Genomic DNA, 19,221 nt, shown 5'->3' with positions numbered 1-19,221 from the left:
TATGACACATTCAACTCGATTCTACTATATATGGGCAAGTATCTTCTTCGTTATATTGGGATTACTGTTTCCATCAACTTATACCGGACTTTTCATTTCTGTCGCACTAGCATGTGCTGCTTTTCGAGATGAAAAGCTCGGTATTGCTTATTTACTAATGTTTATTCCGATGCGCCCCTTTCTCGTTGCTTATAATCCTGGGCTAAAGTTTATCGGTCTATTCATCATTATTTCTCTCTTATTGCGTCTATTATGGCAGTACCGACATAATATTTCACAGCTTTTTTCATTCCGATACTTTGAAATATTATATTTTCTTTTCTGCTTGTTTGGTGCTGCAATCGGTCTATCGCATGGTGTTTCACTTGTCGCAATTGCTATGCAATTACACACACTGCTTCTATTTTATTTTGTATACTATATCGCTTCTCGTATCACCATTCACGATGAGGATATATTATTTTTTGCGCAAATCACCTTCATTGCTTCTGTCATTATGTCTATACAGGGGCTGATTGAGAAACTATCATTGCGAACCATGTTTTTGCCAGAAGCTTGGAAACATCTTGTGCTTGCTCCAACAAACAAAATTCGGATATACGGAATGGCGGGCGGCCCAAATGAATTGGCACTATATTTGATATTAGCTTTTCTTATTTCACTATACGTTCTTCGAAACGTATCAGGAAAAATGAAATATGTCACATATATAGGGCTCACACTCATTGCCACAACATTATGGCTCACATATTCACGTGGTGCATTTCTAACAATTACTGTCTTTTTAGTTGTCTATTTATGCATCAACCGGAAATTTTCAAATTGGAAATCACTGCTAGTAATCGCTCTTGTGTCATTCCTATGCGCTTCATGCATCTCCAAAATGACGAACTATTTAGAGGGAGAGAGAATGGGTGTAAAACGATTTACAGAAGCACTCTCAGAAGACACAGTTGAACTTAGTAAACAAGATGGGCGCATTTACTATGTAAAAAAAGCAGTTGAAATCTTTCAAGATAAACCAATTACCGGCTATGGATTTGGAACATTTGGTGATGCTGCTACGCAAACTTTCTCATCGCCTATTTATAAACACTATAAGATTACATGGGACTTCTATTCCGATAATCAATACATTCAAATACTTGCTGAAACAGGTATAATAGGCGTACTCTTATGTGCGGGATTCGCCTTTGGGTTCGTTTCTCTTCTTTGGAAATACAGGAAAGAATTAACATTCGCTCCTCTTGTTTTATATTTAATAGTTGGAGTAATTATTGGCAGCGCATTTTATAACATATTAGAAAATGCTTCATTTATGTTGTACTTCTTTTTAACAACTGGGTATATACAGCACCGTACAAAAAAAGCTACTGAAGAATTCAGTAGCTTTTTTCTTTATTTTTCATTTCTTATTCTACGTTTTTTCCGTAACATCCTTGTCTGTACAATAGCAAATAATACAGTAAGGATGACACTCACAACAGAAATACTGATACCTAGTTTTAAACCTGGAGAATGGTAAGTAAGTACAACTTCATGGTCACCAGCGTTCGCCTTGACTCCTAATAAACCATCCACAATTTTTTCTGTAGGCTGCTCTTTCCCATCAATTGTAACGGACCAGCCAGCATCATAAGGAATCGGAAATACAAATGTAGATTCATTATTTAATGCTATATTTCCCTTTATTGTTGTTCCTTTGTTTTCAGTAACTTTCATTGTGCTCTTTTGTAATTCTTTTACCGTCTCATTAAATTTGTCTATATCTAATCCATAAAACTGGAGCCCTTTTAATGAGAAGACATCTTCGTCCTCAACCTTTATCTTCATTGTTGTAATCCCTTTTGTTGGGAAGTATCCAAAATCAATTATAGATTTTTCTGGATCAGGCGGTAAGTAACACGTATACTGGTCATTCACTACGATTTCTTTCCACTTTTCAATTCCATCAGCTAATCCATATAATTGAACCTCTTTTGGTATACTTACTTGAATCGTAATATATCCCGGCTCTACCTTATTAACTCTTTCATATATTCCTTCTTCTCCTGAAACAGCGGCCATATTTTTTAGCGAAATTTTTGGGTCTGCTAGCTTTTTAAATAGCGTTCCTTCTTTTGCACCAACCAGCTTTTCTTGAAAAACAAAAGGATTCTTTTCATCTTTAGAAGGTATACGTTCAACCGGATAGCCGAATGGAATAATATTGTTATCCTTAAACACATTAGCAAAACCAATTTGTTTTATTTTCTCGTACCCATATTTCGGTATACTACCATCTTCAATTCTATATCCAATTTTTAAAATAGCGTCTAATAACAATGTGTCACCATGATTATTTGCTACTAAAAAATCGGGAGACGTTGAGTACCCTGTCTGCTTTAAAAAGCGATGAAATGATCCATTTGCCATCGAATTAAATGTTTGAAAAGATGGATAATCATATTGTAATGAATCATTTAGCGTTCGAAAATATTGAGAACTTACACGAGACCGCTCTGTATTGATTTCATTTACATATTGAATAGCTTGTTTAGCAGTTTTATTCAGTTCGTATTCTTTCCGCTTTGCATAAGTCATTTCTTTATGGAGACCATGAATGTAGTTATTTGTATTAAAACCAACATCAACTATTAAACAAATGAACAATAATCCTGTTGTTAATTTTGATAATGATGGTTTCATCATACGAATATGCAATACGATAACAACAACCGTAATAAAAAGAGCGTTTGTAAGCAGTATATCGTTATGAACTGCTTTATATCCTTTCACTGATAATGAATAGAGTAGAATAAGATGTACGATGTAACTAATCCATAATGGCACAACATATTTTCGATTCATATGTTGAAATACTCTGGCTGCCATAAAAATTGTTAACATAACAAATACAAAGGCAAAACGATGTGGGTACGCATTTGGTGGCTTATTCCCATGCCAAGCTAAATTTAAAAATGGAATTGCAAAACTGCAAATTAAGAACAAAAATACAAATATAGATAAGAATTTTTCTCTCTTGTTAATTTCTTTATTAACAAAGTATAAAGGTAATAATACTAATACTAATGTGGACGCATATACATTAGGAGCACCAAATAAACTTGAATCATATCCTCCAGATAATAGCTTCCAATAAAAATCAAGTAAATTAAGATTCCATTCTAATTTGAAGTCCATTGAACTGATACTATATGGGTTACTCTTTAACGCTCCAAGAGTTGGAAAAATAATTACAGATCCTATTCCAACAGCTAGTCCCGTTCCAATGCAAAACAACAGAAAATATTTCCCCCATGTTTTTATATCTCGAAACTTATATTGTGAAAAGAGTCGAATGATAAAATAAAGGAATGTAAAAATCCCGAACATAAATGAAATATAGAAATTAGCGATAAACATAATCGCTAATGCAACCGTAAAGAAAATAACCTTTCTGTCTCGTAAAAGCTTTTCAACTCCAATTAAAACAACCGGTAGGAACACGACACCATCTAGCCACATGACATGAAACGAATAGGCCATAACATAACCTGACAATGCATAAGCAGTTGAAAACAGTAACAACCCTTTATGCTCTTTCCCTATCACATAACGTAAAAACCAACCACATGTTAATCCTGCAAATCCCACTTTTAAAAGTGTGATAAGAAAAATAAATTCTGGAATGCTTTCCTTATTAAAGAAGTAAAGAAGAACAGAAAACGGGCTTGCTAAATAGTAGGCGAATGTCCCGAGAAAGTTAAGTCCCCCGCCTAATTCAATTGTATATTGTAAGCTCTTCCCTTCTGTAAATACGCTATGTAAATAAGAATAAAATTGAACATATTGCGTGTTTAAATCACTAATTAATATTGAATACTTTCCAAACGGATACACACCGAACAAAGCATAGCATATAAGTAATATACAGAATGGAACGAAAAAGAACAGAACGCCATACAGACTTCTTAATTTTTTCATTATTTTACGCTCCTGTTTTATTTTTATTTTCCTCTTGCGTACTTGCTGTTTCTTGACGTAAGCGAATATATAAAAATCCTCTCTAAGTAGGCTCTGTTAGCCCTACTTAGAGAGGATCCTCTTTCATTTTACTTCCTCTTCTTCAGCACGATAAAGCAAAGAAAAACCGTTGCTAGTAAGCTGATAACAGAAACAATGACCCCTACTGTAAATCCTGGGGATGTATACTTCAATTCAATTGTATGCGTACCTTTTGGTAGTTCTATTCCAAGAAATGCATCATTTAATTTCAGTACTTTTGCATCTTTTCCATCAACTGTTGCTTTCCATCCTTTATCATATGGAATAGATAAGAAAAGGAAATTATCTTCTTTTACATCAATCTTTCCTTCAACACTGCGACCCGTGTAGTTTGTTACGTTCAACGGCTGTTGTTTTAATTCATCTACCCGTTTTTCAAATGTATCTACATCAAGTCCATAGAACAATTGTTGATCTAATTCAATGGAATGAGGTTTTACCTGCACTTCTACTTCCACTTTTTCATTTTCAAAAGAGCCCAAGTCAAGAATACCATTGTTCCAATAATACTCTGGATAATTAGATAAGTCGCTATCCGGTCCCTCACCAATTGTTTTACCTAATGTTTTTCCATTTACGTAAACCTTTGTTACACCAGTTGGGTTCACACGCAATTTTGTATATAACTGCTGTTTTCCTTTAACATCAAACACGTATTTAATACTCGCTGGCTTATCATCTTGCAGTTTTGCCAATTCGATTGGTTTTTGGTTTGTAAGAGCCATTTTTTGCTTTTCATTAGCAAGTTGCTTCTTGCTTTTTTCTGTTTCTACTACTTGTAAGTTGTTATATTGAACAGAAACCGGTTGAAGCGCTTTATAATATTCAACACTTTGTCCATTTAACTTGCCAATTAGTTTATTTTGCTCTTCAAATGAGTTTGTATAATTGTATTTTTGAACCTTTAACTTATCTTTTCCTTTTGTATCAAACTCTTCTTTATTGACCATATAGCCAAACGGAAGGGCATTTTTATTCTCATATATGGAGAAGTCACCGACACTGTCGATTTTTTCAAAACCATATTTATTTAATGGACTATCCGAAATCATATATTTCATACCAAACAGGGCATCAGTTGAAACAATTCCTTTGCCGTTTTGTAAAATTAATGCGTCCAAATAACCGTAACCTAAATCTTGCATATATAAATTCAAATGCCCATTCGCAACAGAATTGAAATGAGTAATCCCTTTATATCCAAAGCGCATCGCATCATTCCAGGTTCTCCCCATTGTTGTTTCCATGCGATATAACCCTGGATCTTTTTCAGCTACTTTTTGAATCGTTTCTTCATATCCCGGATATGGGGATGCATATTCTTGACGATTAATGTAACCATACTCATAACCCATTAGCTTAATCGAATACATTGTATTCAGTGCAACATCCAGCGAGGCTATAGCTAACAAGGCAAAAGATACTAATGCTTTTTTGTTTTTTAGTCGAACCTTTAAGTATAGTAACAACGCATAAACAACAACCAAAAAGATGTTTGCCATCATTTTATTGGATTGCATATAAGAAGGTGCTACTTTCCCAAGTAAAATGATCATAAATATGTTGAAGAAAACTACTTTTTTTAATGCTGGTAATAAGTCTTCCCCAAATATCATAAATGTTCGAGCAGCTACATAAACAAGCAAAAATGAAAATACAAACGAATAACGATACGGGAAATTCGTTGGCGGCTCAAAACCATGCCAAGCAATATTTAAAAACGGTATTTCAAAAGAAATAACTAAAAACAGCATCACTGCCCCATACGCAATTTTTTCTTTTAATGAAATCTTCTTTGTTACAAAGAACAATGGTACAAGCAATACTGTTAATACACCAGCATAAACGTTTGGCATTCCATTAACCGTTGTATCTACAACTCCATTAAAGAAACGACTATAAAAGTCAAATGGGTCAAAATTAAACGATGTAGAAAATGGAATTTTCGCACGTTCCGCAAAATTGCTCTTTAAGTCCAAATACGTTGGGATCGTGATGAATGCTGACATTCCAACTGCTAAACCTGTCCCAATACAGAACCATACAAACTTTTGAAAGAATTGCTTTACATTGCGAATGTCATAAAGGACACAAAAACGCACGATAAAGTAAATAAATGTAAAGATTCCAACCATATACGAAATATAGAAGTTTGTAATAAATGTAAGAGCTAAACTAAAAATAAACAATCCGTATTTTTTAGTCGTCAGCAACCTCTCAATTCCAAGCATAATGAGTGGAAGTAGATAAATTGCATCTAGCCACATGACACAGAAAGAATAGACTGTTACAAATGACATTAATGCATAAAAAGTTGAGAATACTGCAATTGTAATATCACGACGCTTCATCATGTGACTTAAATAATGCGTCATTGTCATACCAGCTAACCCGACTTTTAATAATGTCATGACCATAATCGCTTCTGGAATATGAGCACGATCAAAAAAGAGAATTAAAATAGAAAACGGGCTTGCTAAATAATAGGCAAATACGCCAAGGAAGTTTAGTCCCATTCCGCCTTCCCAGCTATAAAAAATGCTTTTTCCATTTTTCATAACATCATATAAATATGTGTAAAACTGTACATACTGTGTGTGCAAATCAGTAACAAGAATTGACTTTTCTCCAAATGGAGCAATACCAAGCAGTATAAACATTACACCATAAATAGAAAACGGAAGGAAAAAAGCTAATGCGTACAAAAATTTCTTTTTCTTAAATAAATCTAACAGTTGTTGCATTATACGCCTCCATGTTATTCCTAGTTCAAAATATATATGTATAAAAAACAATAGCCGGCATATAGCCAAGCTATTTGTTTTTTATGCATTTTGGCCTTCTTTAACTTCGGCCTTCTTTTTAAAAATTATATATTTACTTGCAAAATAGTTAACAACTACAACAATAACATTCGCGATAATCTTAGATACTAAATCATTAATACCTAACCATTCGACTAATGCAATCATGGAGAAGATATCTATGAAATAAGATATTACGCGAAAGCCCATAAAATAGAAGAATTCTTTCATGGCATGGGCAAAGCTTGTTTGTTGGCTGCTAAATACATATTTTTTATTTGTAATATACGCAAACAACACAGATACAATCCATGCAATTGTCGTGGCAACTTTGTAATCCATTCCAGCTAAAGTTGCACAAACATAATACGTAACAATGTTGACCAGCGTCGTTAAACCGCCAAAAACCAAATAGTTAAAGATTTCCTTCGTTTTGTTATTCACGTTTGTAATCTCCTAACGATTTGATTTTACTTTATGATCTTCTACGCGATATAACTTTGCTGTCGGCTTTTCATCCAAATTTGTTACTTTATCATCATTATACTCATCTACAAAGTATAGTGGACGATTTTTCGTTTCGTTAAAGATACGTCCTAAATATTCACCGATAATTCCAATTGCGATTAACTGTACGCCGCCGATGAATAAAATCGCTGTCATCATAGATGGATAGCCGCTTACCGGTTCACCATACATCATCGTCTTAATAATAATCCACACAATGTAACAAAATGCAAAGAATGATACGGTAAACCCTGTGAAAGATGCAAGACGTAATGGGAACGTAGTAAAGGATGTAAGCCCTTCGATTGCTAAATCCATTAATTTAAAGTAATTCCATTTCGTTTCACCAGCTGCGCGCGGATCGCGGTCAAATAAAATTTCTTTCTTATTGTAGCCAATCCAACTGAACATTCCTTTTGTATAGCGCTGTGTTTCACGAATTTTCTTTAATGCTTCCACGCAGCGTCTGTCCAGTAAACGAAAATCTCCTGTGTTTTCTTGAATTGGGATTCTTGTTGTTTTCTTTAATAGACTATAGTATTTCCCAGCCGTCCATTTTTTCGCCCAAGATTCTCCTGCACGAGAACGTCTTTTTGCATAAACGTCATCATAGCCTTGCTCCCAATATTGAATCATTTCCGGGATTAATTCCGGTGGGTCTTGTAAATCAGCATCAATAATGATAACCGCATCTCCCATTGCATGATCCAGTCCGGCAATCATTGCTGTTTCTTTTCCAAAGTTACGAGATAAATCTACATAAGAAATGCGTTTATCGCGTACTCGAAACTCTTTAATAATATTTAATGTATTATCTTTACTTCCATCATTCACAAATAAAATTTCAAAGTCGTAATTTGGCACCGACTCAATTACTCCTGTCAACCGACTATACAACTGATCTAACACTTCTTCTTCATTGTAGGCCGGTACTAAAATTGTAATGGTCTTCAAAGTAGGTACCCCTTTCTTTTTCAAATTTTCCAAGTAAAGAACAATTTATAAGCACAGATTAGACATAGTAAATTGGATGTTTTCCTTAGAATACCTCATTCTCCAATTCACTATGTCTAATCTTGAACATCTATCAATAATTAGTTTTTAATCGCTTCTCCCTGTTCTTTCACAAGGTTTTGCATAATTTGTAGTAAATCTTCTTTTAATTCGTCATGTTGCAGCGCCATTTCAATTGTTGTTTGAATAAAGCCAAGTTTCTCACCAACATCATAACGTTTTCCTTCAAAATCGTAAGCGAATACGCGTTGAATTTCATTTAGATTTTGAATTGCATCCGTTAATTGAATTTCACCGCCAGCACCGATATGTTGTTCTTCTAAGAAACGGAAGATTTCCGGTGTTAATATATAACGGCCCATAATCGCTAAATTTGAAGGTGCTGTACCTTGTGCTGGTTTTTCAACAAATTGTTTTACTTGATAACGACGGCCGTCTTTTTCTAATGGATCAATAATACCGTAGCGATGTGTTTCATCTTCTGGAACTGTTTGCACACCAATTACGGATGACAGTGTTTTTTCATACTCATCGATTAACTGTTTTAAGCAAGGTGTTTCTGCTTGTACAATATCGTCTCCAAGTAATACAGCAAACGGCTCATCACCAATGAATTTGCGCGCGCACCATACTGCATGGCCCAAACCTTTTGGTTCCTTTTGACGGATATAGTGAATATCCACCATTTTAGAAGAAGCTTGTACCCTTTCAAGTAGCTCATACTTTTTCTTTTCTAATAAATTTTGCTCTAATTCAAAAGCATTATCGAAATGGTCTTCAATTGCACGTTTTCCTTTACCTGTAACGATAATAATATCTTCAATACCTGCAGCAACTGCTTCTTCAACGATATATTGAATTGTTGGTTTATCAACAATTGGTAACATTTCCTTTGGCATTGCCTTCGTTGCTGGTAAAAAACGTGTTCCAAGACCAGCAGCTGGGATAATGGCCTTTCTTACCTTTTTCATGCTTATAACCTCTTTCTTTGTTGGTTTATATGCGCATTTATACAAATATTTATTTTTTTAATTTGCCCCGTCAAAGTACATTTATTGAATACATTTTATTCCTTGACAAGACATCCCTTATAGAAAAAACGCAACTTCTATATTATATATCTATTAATCTGAGTGTCATATTACAGTTTTCTTACATGTTTGTTTCTCACTTACCGAAAATGACACTTCCTACAAATTCTACATGATTGCTTCTTTATTCGTCAAGGTTACTTTATAGTTGTCCTTTATTTGTCACTTTCCTTTAATAAACAGTTAATATCTAAAAGCGCACATCATGTAACATGCTTTGTTCTAGCATTACCATATGCTCCTGCCGTTACTTCTTCATTCTTTTTACTTCAATAAAATAAGAATTTACTATACTTTTCCAACGAAAAAATCCACTTAAATAGTAAGAAAATGAAGCAACCCTAATTATTATATAAACATCACCAATAATCATAATATTCCTACTTTATATTCACCTAAATGAGTTTGAATTACACGCATGCAAAAAGGAGTGAATACAAGATTCACTCCTTTTTGTTCTCTTTATCCCACTCTAATAGGCAATAAGCCCTCAACTCAAAGTCCTGAGCAATCCAAAAAGTTAGGTTTCCTGTTAGGGTCCGATTCGTTCAACTAACCATCAGTAGGGAAGCGCTACGATAAAAATTTCACTTTATTACATAGTCACTTTTTGGTTCTCTTCTTTATAATAGTTATCCAATTTTTTCTTCATTTTTTCATTTTCATGCTGATGAATCGCTACGATTTGCGTCAACTCTTTAATACGAGCAGAAGATCTTGAAACAACAATCGTTAAAAAGAACAATACACATGTTACAAATATAAATCCGAAGAAAAACAATGCGTTAATTGGCGTTGCAACGCCTAATAAATCCGATACAACATTAATCGTTTTTGGTACGATTCCAATGATGAGAATACCGATTAAAACGCCAAACCATGTTAGTACATACTTCAGGTCTAATTTCTCTTTACGCACTAAGTTTGTAAAAATAATCAATCCTACTAATACACCTAAAATAATTAATACTTGAAGGCGAATTGTCATGAAGCATTCTCCTTTCGTTTAGGTTTTAATCTGTCGATTGTAATCGCAAGTGTCACTTTAATCATATAATAAATTGCTTTGTAATTTACAATTGAAGATGTGCCACCGATTCTTTCTCGCATAAGTACAGGGGCTTCCTCTATTTTATAGTCATTTCTTAATACAGAAACAATACTTTCTGGTTCTGGATAATCTTTTGGATAGTAATCGCAAAATTCATTAATAATATCGCGATTCACCATTCTAAATCCAGAAGTAGCATCTGTGATCATTTTTCCAGATACAGCTTTAATTAACTTTTCAAAGAAACGAATTCCTAATCTTCTTGTGAAGGAAGACTGAAAGCCTTCTTTATTAATAAAACGTGAACCAATAACCATATCTGCCTGTTCTTCTTCCATCGTCTGAAGAAGAACGCCTAAATAGGCAGCATCATGTTGACCATCACCATCAAATTGTACAGCAATATCATAACCGTAGCGCTGCGCATATTTATACCCCGTTTGCATCGCTCCACCGATTCCTAAATTAATTGGCAAACTGACGTAGTTAAAATTATTATCTTTACAAATTTGCTCTGTATCATCCTTTGAACAGTCATTAATAATGACGTAATCAAAATCCGGTGCATTCGTTTCTATATCCTCTACAACATGAATTAAATTCGTTGATTCATTATAGGCAGGAATAATAATGAGCTTCTTTTTAAACAAAAGTAATCCCCCACTCCACTTTAATATAAATAACCTAACATAAAAACATTTGCATACAACAACATACAACATGCTAACTGCGCGGATCTTTGTGCCGTTAACTCCGAATGCTGTTTCACATTCATTTTTTCATTAAACATAAACAATATAATTGGCAAAATAGGTAAGAAATATCTTCCTTGTAGCCCACTTATAAAATCTGCACCAACTTCAGACCAAGTTAAATATAAACTTAACATAACTAGTCCAATTATACTTATACTTGTTAAAATAAAAATCCCATAATCGAAGTTGCGTAATTTAAACTTATCTTCTGTATAATCAAAGATTGCTGTCATAACAAGCCCAACCAAACTAATAATTACAATACCGCTCAGTAAATGCGTTACCCATCCAACTTGATTTAACATGGTCAGCCACGTACTCATTCCGTTTTCAAAAGTTCCAAAGAATGTTCTCATAGCCTCAAATGGATGTCCAAACATGAATTTCAATTGCTCAACTGGATTAATGTTTACATTTGGATTAATTGTTCCAACAAACTTCATCACAAATACATTCCAAGAACTCATCATTAAACCAGATATCCCTGCAAGCATAAGGAAAGAAATAATACCTTGCATTTTCGTACGGAATAGGTCCCGTCCAACAAATGACAACATTAAGAATGATAATGGCCAATACGTAAATTTACACAATACAATAAGGATTAATAACAAGGTTGGAATAACAAAGTCCTTAACTCGTAATACATCCTTTTCCGAACACATAAGTTTCTGTAATATAATAGCGATAAATAAGTAAGTTAGCCCCATCAACATTGCATCAGCCGAAAATGATGCAGCTAATGATACAAATAACGGAAATGCAGCTAAAAACGCTAGCGTATTTTTCAATCTTGGAATTATTTTTATCGCCATTGCAGTCAAGACAATATACACAATTAAGTTAAAAATTCTTCCTAACATTAGAGCGCTGAAAGCTTTTAAACCTAATATATTGGCAATAAACAAACCAAGAGCCTGTGGAATATATGGAATTGGTGTATAAACAGCCGTTGTCGGTTGCTCGACAAATTTTGTTTTATTTGCAAAGGTATACGTATCCCAAGCCTCGCTCTTAGCTCTATCGTATCTTTCGCCATTTGCAAGCAATCCATAGGTTGTCTCAAATTGATTTGGTCGTGGCATGTCATCTATATTCTCTGGCAAGTTAACGCCTACTTTATCACCTTGTTTCGTAGACAGAAGATGCCCTAAACTAATATCATACGCTTTTGCAAAATGAAAATTCTCATCAGTTGCTTCAAAAAGCGGATTATTAAAACTAAACATAATCCCCATTGCTCCAGCCACAACAACAAAATTCTTAATTGTATTTTTCCCAATTAAAGCTAAAACAACTAGGGCAACTAATGCAGTAATTGTAGCTTGTCTAATTTTTAGCCAATCCAGTTGATCGTATAATATTTTAGCTGCTACTGCTTGTCCTTTATCTTCTTTACCATTAACAATCAATTTTCCATCTGATGATAATGATGCCCCAGTACGAATACCAATTTTTTCACCATTCTCCGCTTTCACGATTTTCACTTTTAAGACAACATCATTATCTAAATCTTTTGGAATAGGAACTATGATACTACTTTTAAAATGAGGATCTTTAATATAGTCTTCTCCACCCCATTTGTTCAAATCGATTGTCTCTTTACTCACTACTCTTCCTTTAACCGAAAGTTCATACTCCAATAGTGCATTTTTATGATAACTTTCGCTTGTAAGAGGTAATAACAAATTCTTTGGGTTTTCCCCATCAAAATGAAACTCTTGTCGTAATTCATCGCCCTCGGCTAAATCAACCATCTTATAATTGCTATAAGCAAGACTTTTGTTTACAGTATGAATAGGTCCCGTCAGGCATACATACAAAACTGCACAAAAAACTACAAAAAAAGACAAAAATATCTTTTTCCTATTTATCATACAACATAACACTCCATTTATATTATTTGTCTTAAATTAACACTACTTATTATAGAAATACACTCCTCTCACTGCATACAAAACACAGCAATTCCTATAATGATAATAATATTTCCGATTATTTTTCTTTTCGTGATTTTCTCACCAAGAAAATACCAACTGAATATTAAAATAACAACATAACTAAGCGATTCTAAAACAGGTGCTTGCTTTAACGGGACACCTTTCATCGCAATTACATTTAAACCCGCATTTATCACAAATAAAGAATATCCAATAATTACATAACGATTCACGTATTCTTTCCATTTCGTATCATAAACAGCTAATGTTGCTTTTTTTAATAAAATTTGGGAATAGTTCGCCAAAATAATGCCGAAAATATAAAGCAGTACAAATTTATTCATCTCTTGTCACCACAACAATTCCAATTATAATGATAGCTGCACCCAGCAAATTATTCCATTTTATGACATCTCCAAAAAATACTACGGACCATAGAAGCCCCCATAAAATAATAATCCCTCGATGTGAATACGCTTTAGATATTTCAAAATGTTTAATTACTTGCTGCCAAATAATTGCATATCCAAACAAAAGAATAATAAGCCCCATGTAAGCTAAGAAAAAACTAATTGAAGTAACTGAAAATTTTGCCGCCCATTTCATATACACCATTATGATAGAGTATAAAAAAAGGCTGCATGTAAAAACACATAATTTTTAGTAGATGCTTTCATACACTCAACTCTCTTTTTGTGAATTAAAACCTAGATAGAAAATAAAACTTTCATCAGTGGAGATTTCCTTCATCCTGCACTGATGATCAGTTGAATCAACCAGCCACTTCTGGGCTCTTCTTCAAACATTCCGAATATTTCGATATTAATTCGCCATTCTTGACGTATAGATAAAACATAATTCTTCTAAACTTTCAATTTGAAAGCGTATACTTATCCCACACGATATAAAATTCTATCACAGAATAAGAGAAATTTCATGCTTATCTCATAATCTTTCTTGTCTTTATTATAGAAACATAAGCAAAATAAAAAAAGAGGGAAAATATTCCCCCTCTTTACTCATATTAAAAACGATTCATAATATCTTCTTTAATCGCTTCAAGCTTCTCTTCACTATGTTGTAGTGAATCTCCTTGTACACCAAAGTAAAACTTAATCTTCGGCTCTGTTCCTGATGGTCGCAGGCAGAACCAAGATCCATCTGCCAAATAATACTTTAATACATTTGATTTTGGTAATTCAATTTCTTCTGTCGCATCTTCTTTTACTTTTGTTCTAACGCTTGCTTTATAATCTTCCGCAATCGTTACTTCTAAGCCAGCCACTTCTGTCGGTCTATTTTCACGGAAAGATGTCATCATATTTTGAATTTGCTCTGCTCCATCTTTTCCTTTTAACGTTAAGGAAACAAGTCCTTCACGGAAATATCCGTACTTTTCAAATACTTCAAGTAAACCATCATATAATGTTTTACCTTGCGCTTTATAATATGCGGCAACTTCACATGCAAATAATACAGACTGTACTGCGTCTTTATCACGGCAGAACGGGCGAATTAAATAACCGTAGCTTTCTTCATAACCAAACTGGAACTCATATTCTCCGCTCGCTTCATATTGCTTAATCTTTTCACCGATGAATTTAAAGCCAGTTAACGTATCGATTGTATCAAGTCCGTAAGCTTTTGCGATTGTGCGTCCTAATTCAGATGTAACGATTGTTTTTAATACAACACCGTTTGTCGGTAAAATACCTTGTTCTTTCTTTTGTGTTAATAAGTAATCCAACATTAAAGCACCTGTTTGATTTCCTGTCAACACTTGATACTGGCCATCATGATTACGAACTGCTACACCAAGACGGTCAGCATCCGGATCTGTTGCAATTAATACATCTGCATCAATTTCTTCACCGTACCGAATTGCCAATTCAAATGCAGCATGTTCTTCTGGATTTGGTGACTTTACCGTTGAGAAGTCTGGATCTGGCTGTTCTTGTTCTTTCACAACAGTTACATTTTTAAACCCAACTGCATCCAAACCACGGCGAGCCGGAATATTAGATGTTCCATGTAAAGGTGAGAAGACAATTTTTAAATCTTGTCCAACTTCCTTCACAAGCTCTTTATTAAGAATAACCGTTTTTAATTGTTCTAAATACGCATCGTCAACTTCTTGACCGATGATCTGTAAGAGACCATTTTGTTTCAATTGCTCTACATCAGCAACCTCTACTGTCAATTCGTCACTTACATCATTTACATAATGAATTAACTCATCCGCTTCTTTTGGAGGCAATTGCCCGCCATCATCTCCGTACACTTTATAGCCATTATATTCAGGCGGATTGTGGCTTGCCGTAAGAACGATTCCACTGCATGTATGTAAATAACGTACTGCAAAAGAAAGCTCTGGTGTTGGGCGCAGACTTTCAAATACATATGTTTTAATGCCATGAGCACCTAGTGTTGCTGCTACTTCCATCGCAAACTCTGGAGACTTGTGACGAGAATCATATGCGACAACAACGCCGCGTGCTTTTGCTTCTTCACCTTGGTTTTCAATGAAACGGGCTAAACCTTCTGTTGCCTTGCGGACAGTGTACACATTTAAACGATTTGTGCCAGCACCTAGTTCCCCGCGCATACCACCTGTACCAAATTCTAAATCTTTATAAAAACTATCTTCAATTTTCTTTTCATCACTTTGCATTGCTTCTAGTTGCTGCTTTAGCTCTGCATCTAAATTCGCAAAGGAAATCCAGCGTTCATATTCTTTTTTCCAATTCATGTTGCTCTCTCCTCTCAATAGACATAATCCCATTATATGAAAAAAATAGCGCTTCCCTCAAATATTTTTTATCTTTTTACAACATTTAACTCTTTGTTCACTAAAGGAAAACATTGGCAATAATCTAAAAAAAGGATTGGCGTCTGCCAATCCTTTCCTCATTTACTCTTCCCCAAAACGCTCAACAAATGTTGCTAATGTACGCACCATCGCGCCTGTTCCACCAACTGGACCTAAGTCGTGTACGCTCTTTGTATCAGATGTTCCTGCAATATCTAAATGCACCCAAGGTGTTTCTTCTGCAAACTCTCCAAGGAATGTTCCTGCCATAATTGCATGACCATCGCGTCCTGGTGAGTTATTTAAATCTGCAAATTTACTGTTACGAACACGTTCTTTATCACGTTCAAAAATCGGTAATTGCCAAATTGGCTCATCCGTTTCCATCGCTGCTTCTAACATTTGCTCATAAAATGCTTCGTTATTTGTCATTGCACCTGTTGTATGGTTTCCAAGAGCAACGATAATACCACCTGTCAATGTCGCAACATCAACAAGATAATTTGCACCAAGCTTTTTCGCATACGTAATACCGTCAGCTAATGCTAAGCGGCCTTCTGCATCTGTATTTAATACTTCAATTGTTTTACCGCTCATTGAGGTAATCACATCATCTGGTTTAAATGCAGTTGCGCTCACCATATTGTCCGTAGAAGGAATAATCGCAACTACGTTTTGCTCTGGGCGAAGCTCACCGATAATTTCCATCGCTCCAAGAACAGCTGCTGCGCCGCCCATATCGCCTTTCATACCAACCATGCTTTCGCGCGGTTTCAAAGAATAACCACCTGTATCATATGTAATACCTTTACCAACTAAGCCAATTACATCTGTCCACTCTTCTTTACCTTTATATAAAAGAGCAATCATTTTTGGCGGTTCTGCGGAGCCTTGGTTGACCGCCAGAAGCGCACCCATTCCAAGCTCTTCCATCTCTTCTTTCTCAAGCACTTTATAGTCCATATCATATTTTTCTGCCAGATCAACTGCATAGTCTGCTAAAGCAGTTGCCGTTAATACGTTTGGCGGCAAATTCACAAGCGTACGCGCAGAGTTTGTAGCACGTCCATGTACATAACCAACCGTTAATGCTGCTTCAATCTCTTGCGGATCTTCTTCTGTAACAACAACAAAACTTTCTAATTGATGCGCTTCTTTTTTATCCGTTTTATATGTTACTAACTCATATGTACCAAGTAAATAAGTTTCTGCTGCAATATGCGCTACATCAATTGCGTCCATTTTTTCAGTAACGAATGAATCTAATACAAGTGCGACATTTTTTACTTTTGCACCGTGTAACGTTCTCGCTAACTTTCCAAGTGCACCGCGCAATGTTTCTGTTGTACATCTGTCTTTTTTGCCAAGACCGACAAAGTAGTAACGCTTTGCATCTGTTTTTCCTAAGCTATGTACTTTCGAAATTACTTTTTCTTCGGAGAAATTTCTTTCTCGTCTAGTAGCACTTGTAAATGTCCATCAAATGCTTGATCTAATTCTTTTACAAAACTACTCATTACCTCATCTTCAAATAAGGCGACAACTACCGCTTCATGACTTGCTAGTTCTTTTTGTACTTGAAACATGCTAGCACCCCCAGATTTTTTCTGTTTCTATTATAGCTTTATTTTCGTGAAAATGCGACAATTCAAACTTCTTCCATATATAAAATAAACTCTGGGAGCTGCGGCAAATTCTGCACTTGCTCGTATGGAATTCGATTTATCTCTTTCGGTAAAATTTTGCGACACAATTGAATAAAGTGTACGACCTTTTCAACATTCAAATTCCAATAAACAGGACAATATGGAGTTAAATATTCTTCCGCTACTTCCATCATCATTCGCGCTCCCTTTACATTCCCATAGCTGTAATGATACTGAGCAACTGCCATTTGCAATAAACCTTTTAAAAACAAATTCCCCCGGTCTTCGAGCCACATTTCTTCCAATAAGTCATGACACGTATAATAATCACCTTCGTTATACTTTATGAAAAACTCATAATACGCTAAAGGATAGTCTTCCATATATGCTCTCCCTTTGCTATATTTTCTTTCCCCTCTATTTCATGATGACAAGAGAATAAAAAAAGTCTAGCGCTATAAGCGTCTAGACTATCGTTGGTTTAAATATTGTCCGCGAAACACTTGCATCGGTTCCGCTTCGTTTAAAAGTGTTAACTCTTGTTCTGTAAATTTTCCATTTCCCATTTTTACAATGTAAACATTCACTGTCTTCTTTCCCCATTGACTGTATACATCTTGCACGGTTTCATAATATAAATCAAGTCGATTTCCTTTAATAGCACCGCCTTTATCCGCTACAACACCATAGCCATATCCAGGAATAAACAAGATTGTTCCAATCGGAAATACGCGCAAATCAGCCGCAATTGTTGAGTATATGTCCCGTTTTACTTTTACACCGGAATATGTAATCCCATACTGAGGATGTCCTTTTGTCTTCCCTGTTGACTCCCTGCCAGCTGTATATCCTGTTGCCATAACTTCCATCGAACGATATTTTGACCAATCTTTTTCATTCTCTAAAGCACGAATGACTGAGGTACTTGGAATCGCTTGCTTACTTTGCTCAGCTGCGTGAACTTCTTTCACTTCATTTTTCTTATACATATGAATCATTTCAGAAAGAGAGATTCCTGACACAGCTTGCCAAGTTACACATAATGCAACTAAAAATAAGCAAACCATCATCATGCGAATGCTAAATCGTTTTATCATTTTTCACACTCCTTCATCGTTATTGTTCCCTAAACGATGAAGAAAATACGCATGAAACACGTAAGTGCCCTGTTTAGCAAAGACAAGCGCTGAAACTAGACATCTCTAAAAAAAGCTCCTATGAAAGGAGCCTCAAAACATTTGATATCCATTTTTCCGCAATGCTTTGATCACAACACCAGATAAAGCAGCACCAACTAAGCCAGTTGATAAAATCATAATATCAGCTTGTCCAAGATGAAGAAAACTTGTTCCTAATGAAGAGAAAGCCTCTTTCGGCTGTACAAAATAATCGAAGAAATCAACTTTATCAATAATAAACACACAAATAAGCGGATATACAACGACCATCACCCATGTTGCTCGTAAAATCATATTTAATAAAAAGCCAATTCCAAAAAATAAGACTAAAAATAACATCATTGAGATTAATAAAACAGGTATGCTCATGATTTCTTCG

The 19,221-nt window shown here is 35.0% G+C and carries 13 protein-coding genes and 3 pseudogenes; 1 reads left to right on the top strand and 15 read right to left on the bottom strand.

Features of this window, described 5'->3' with window-relative positions; translation table 11 throughout:
* The first annotated feature begins 1 nt into the window (after window position 1).
* Complete coding sequence (locus tag ACEWFJ_RS04030; RefSeq protein ID WP_473690569.1) at window positions 2-1,525, top strand: O-antigen ligase family protein; 1,524 nt, start codon at window positions 2-4, stop codon at window positions 1,523-1,525.
* Window positions 1,526-1,545: 20 nt separating this feature from the next.
* Here ACEWFJ_RS04030 and ACEWFJ_RS04025 read toward each other — a convergent pair.
* The 15 genes and pseudogenes from ACEWFJ_RS04025 to ACEWFJ_RS03955 form a co-directional block, all read right to left on the bottom strand.
* Window positions 1,546-3,966 (bottom strand): annotated as a pseudogene (locus ACEWFJ_RS04025) (YfhO family protein); the annotation flags it as partial.
* Window positions 3,967-4,094: 128 nt separating this feature from the next.
* Window positions 4,095-6,791: a YfhO family protein gene (locus ACEWFJ_RS04020; RefSeq protein ID WP_473690567.1), complete on the bottom strand. Its 2,697-nt coding sequence runs from the start codon at window positions 6,789-6,791 to the stop codon at window positions 4,095-4,097.
* Window positions 6,792-6,872: 81 nt separating this feature from the next.
* On the bottom strand, window positions 6,873-7,295 hold the full coding sequence (locus tag ACEWFJ_RS04015) for a GtrA family protein (RefSeq protein ID WP_473690565.1): 423 nt from the start codon (window positions 7,293-7,295) through the stop codon (window positions 6,873-6,875).
* A 12-nt stretch (window positions 7,296-7,307) separates the two neighbouring features.
* A complete protein-coding gene (locus ACEWFJ_RS04010) occupies window positions 7,308-8,312 on the bottom strand; it encodes a glycosyltransferase family 2 protein (RefSeq protein WP_473690563.1) in 1,005 nt (334 codons plus the stop codon).
* A gap of 140 nt (window positions 8,313-8,452) precedes the next feature.
* On the bottom strand, window positions 8,453-9,343 hold the full coding sequence (gene galU, locus ACEWFJ_RS04005; RefSeq protein ID WP_098309247.1) for a UTP--glucose-1-phosphate uridylyltransferase GalU: 891 nt from the start codon (window positions 9,341-9,343) through the stop codon (window positions 8,453-8,455).
* A gap of 715 nt (window positions 9,344-10,058) precedes the next feature.
* Window positions 10,059-10,451, bottom strand: a complete 393-nt coding sequence (locus ACEWFJ_RS04000) for a DUF2304 domain-containing protein (RefSeq protein WP_473690561.1) — start codon at window positions 10,449-10,451, stop codon at window positions 10,059-10,061.
* Window positions 10,448-11,164: a glycosyltransferase family 2 protein gene (locus tag ACEWFJ_RS03995; RefSeq protein ID WP_473690559.1), complete on the bottom strand. Its 717-nt coding sequence runs from the start codon at window positions 11,162-11,164 to the stop codon at window positions 10,448-10,450. Before ACEWFJ_RS03995 ends, ACEWFJ_RS04000 begins: the two co-directional genes overlap by 4 nt.
* Before the next feature lie 20 nt (window positions 11,165-11,184).
* A complete protein-coding gene (locus ACEWFJ_RS03990) occupies window positions 11,185-13,122 on the bottom strand; it encodes a DUF2142 domain-containing protein (RefSeq protein ID WP_473690557.1) in 1,938 nt (645 codons plus the stop codon).
* A gap of 92 nt (window positions 13,123-13,214) precedes the next feature.
* The gene (locus tag ACEWFJ_RS03985; protein WP_473690555.1) at window positions 13,215-13,553 is read right to left on the bottom strand and encodes an EamA family transporter; all 339 of its coding nucleotides are present in this window, start codon (window positions 13,551-13,553) and stop codon (window positions 13,215-13,217) included.
* Window positions 13,546-13,886, bottom strand: a pseudogene (locus ACEWFJ_RS03980) (EamA family transporter). Before ACEWFJ_RS03980 ends, ACEWFJ_RS03985 begins: the two are co-directional and overlap by 8 nt.
* 347 nt (window positions 13,887-14,233) lie before the next feature.
* A complete protein-coding gene (locus ACEWFJ_RS03975) occupies window positions 14,234-15,958 on the bottom strand; it encodes a phospho-sugar mutase (RefSeq protein WP_098309253.1) in 1,725 nt (574 codons plus the stop codon).
* Between the two features lie 162 nt (window positions 15,959-16,120).
* Window positions 16,121-17,604: pseudogene (locus ACEWFJ_RS03970) on the bottom strand (leucyl aminopeptidase).
* 62 nt (window positions 17,605-17,666) lie between these two features.
* Window positions 17,667-18,047, bottom strand: a complete 381-nt coding sequence (locus tag ACEWFJ_RS03965) for a DUF309 domain-containing protein (RefSeq protein WP_473690553.1) — start codon at window positions 18,045-18,047, stop codon at window positions 17,667-17,669.
* An 87-nt stretch (window positions 18,048-18,134) separates the two neighbouring features.
* The gene (locus ACEWFJ_RS03960) at window positions 18,135-18,761 is read right to left on the bottom strand and encodes a 3D domain-containing protein (protein WP_473690551.1); all 627 of its coding nucleotides are present in this window, start codon (window positions 18,759-18,761) and stop codon (window positions 18,135-18,137) included.
* 132 nt (window positions 18,762-18,893) lie between these two features.
* Window positions 18,894-19,211 (bottom strand): YuiB family protein, encoded by a 318-nt coding sequence (locus ACEWFJ_RS03955; protein ID WP_429718288.1) that lies wholly within the window; start codon window positions 19,209-19,211, stop codon window positions 18,894-18,896.
* Window positions 19,212-19,221: the final 10 nt, after the last annotated feature.

The sequence above is a fragment of the Bacillus sp. EA-CB0995 genome, from assembly GCF_055814245.1.
Note: the sequence above shows the minus strand (reverse complement) of the source record. Positions and strands in the feature narration are given on the sequence as shown.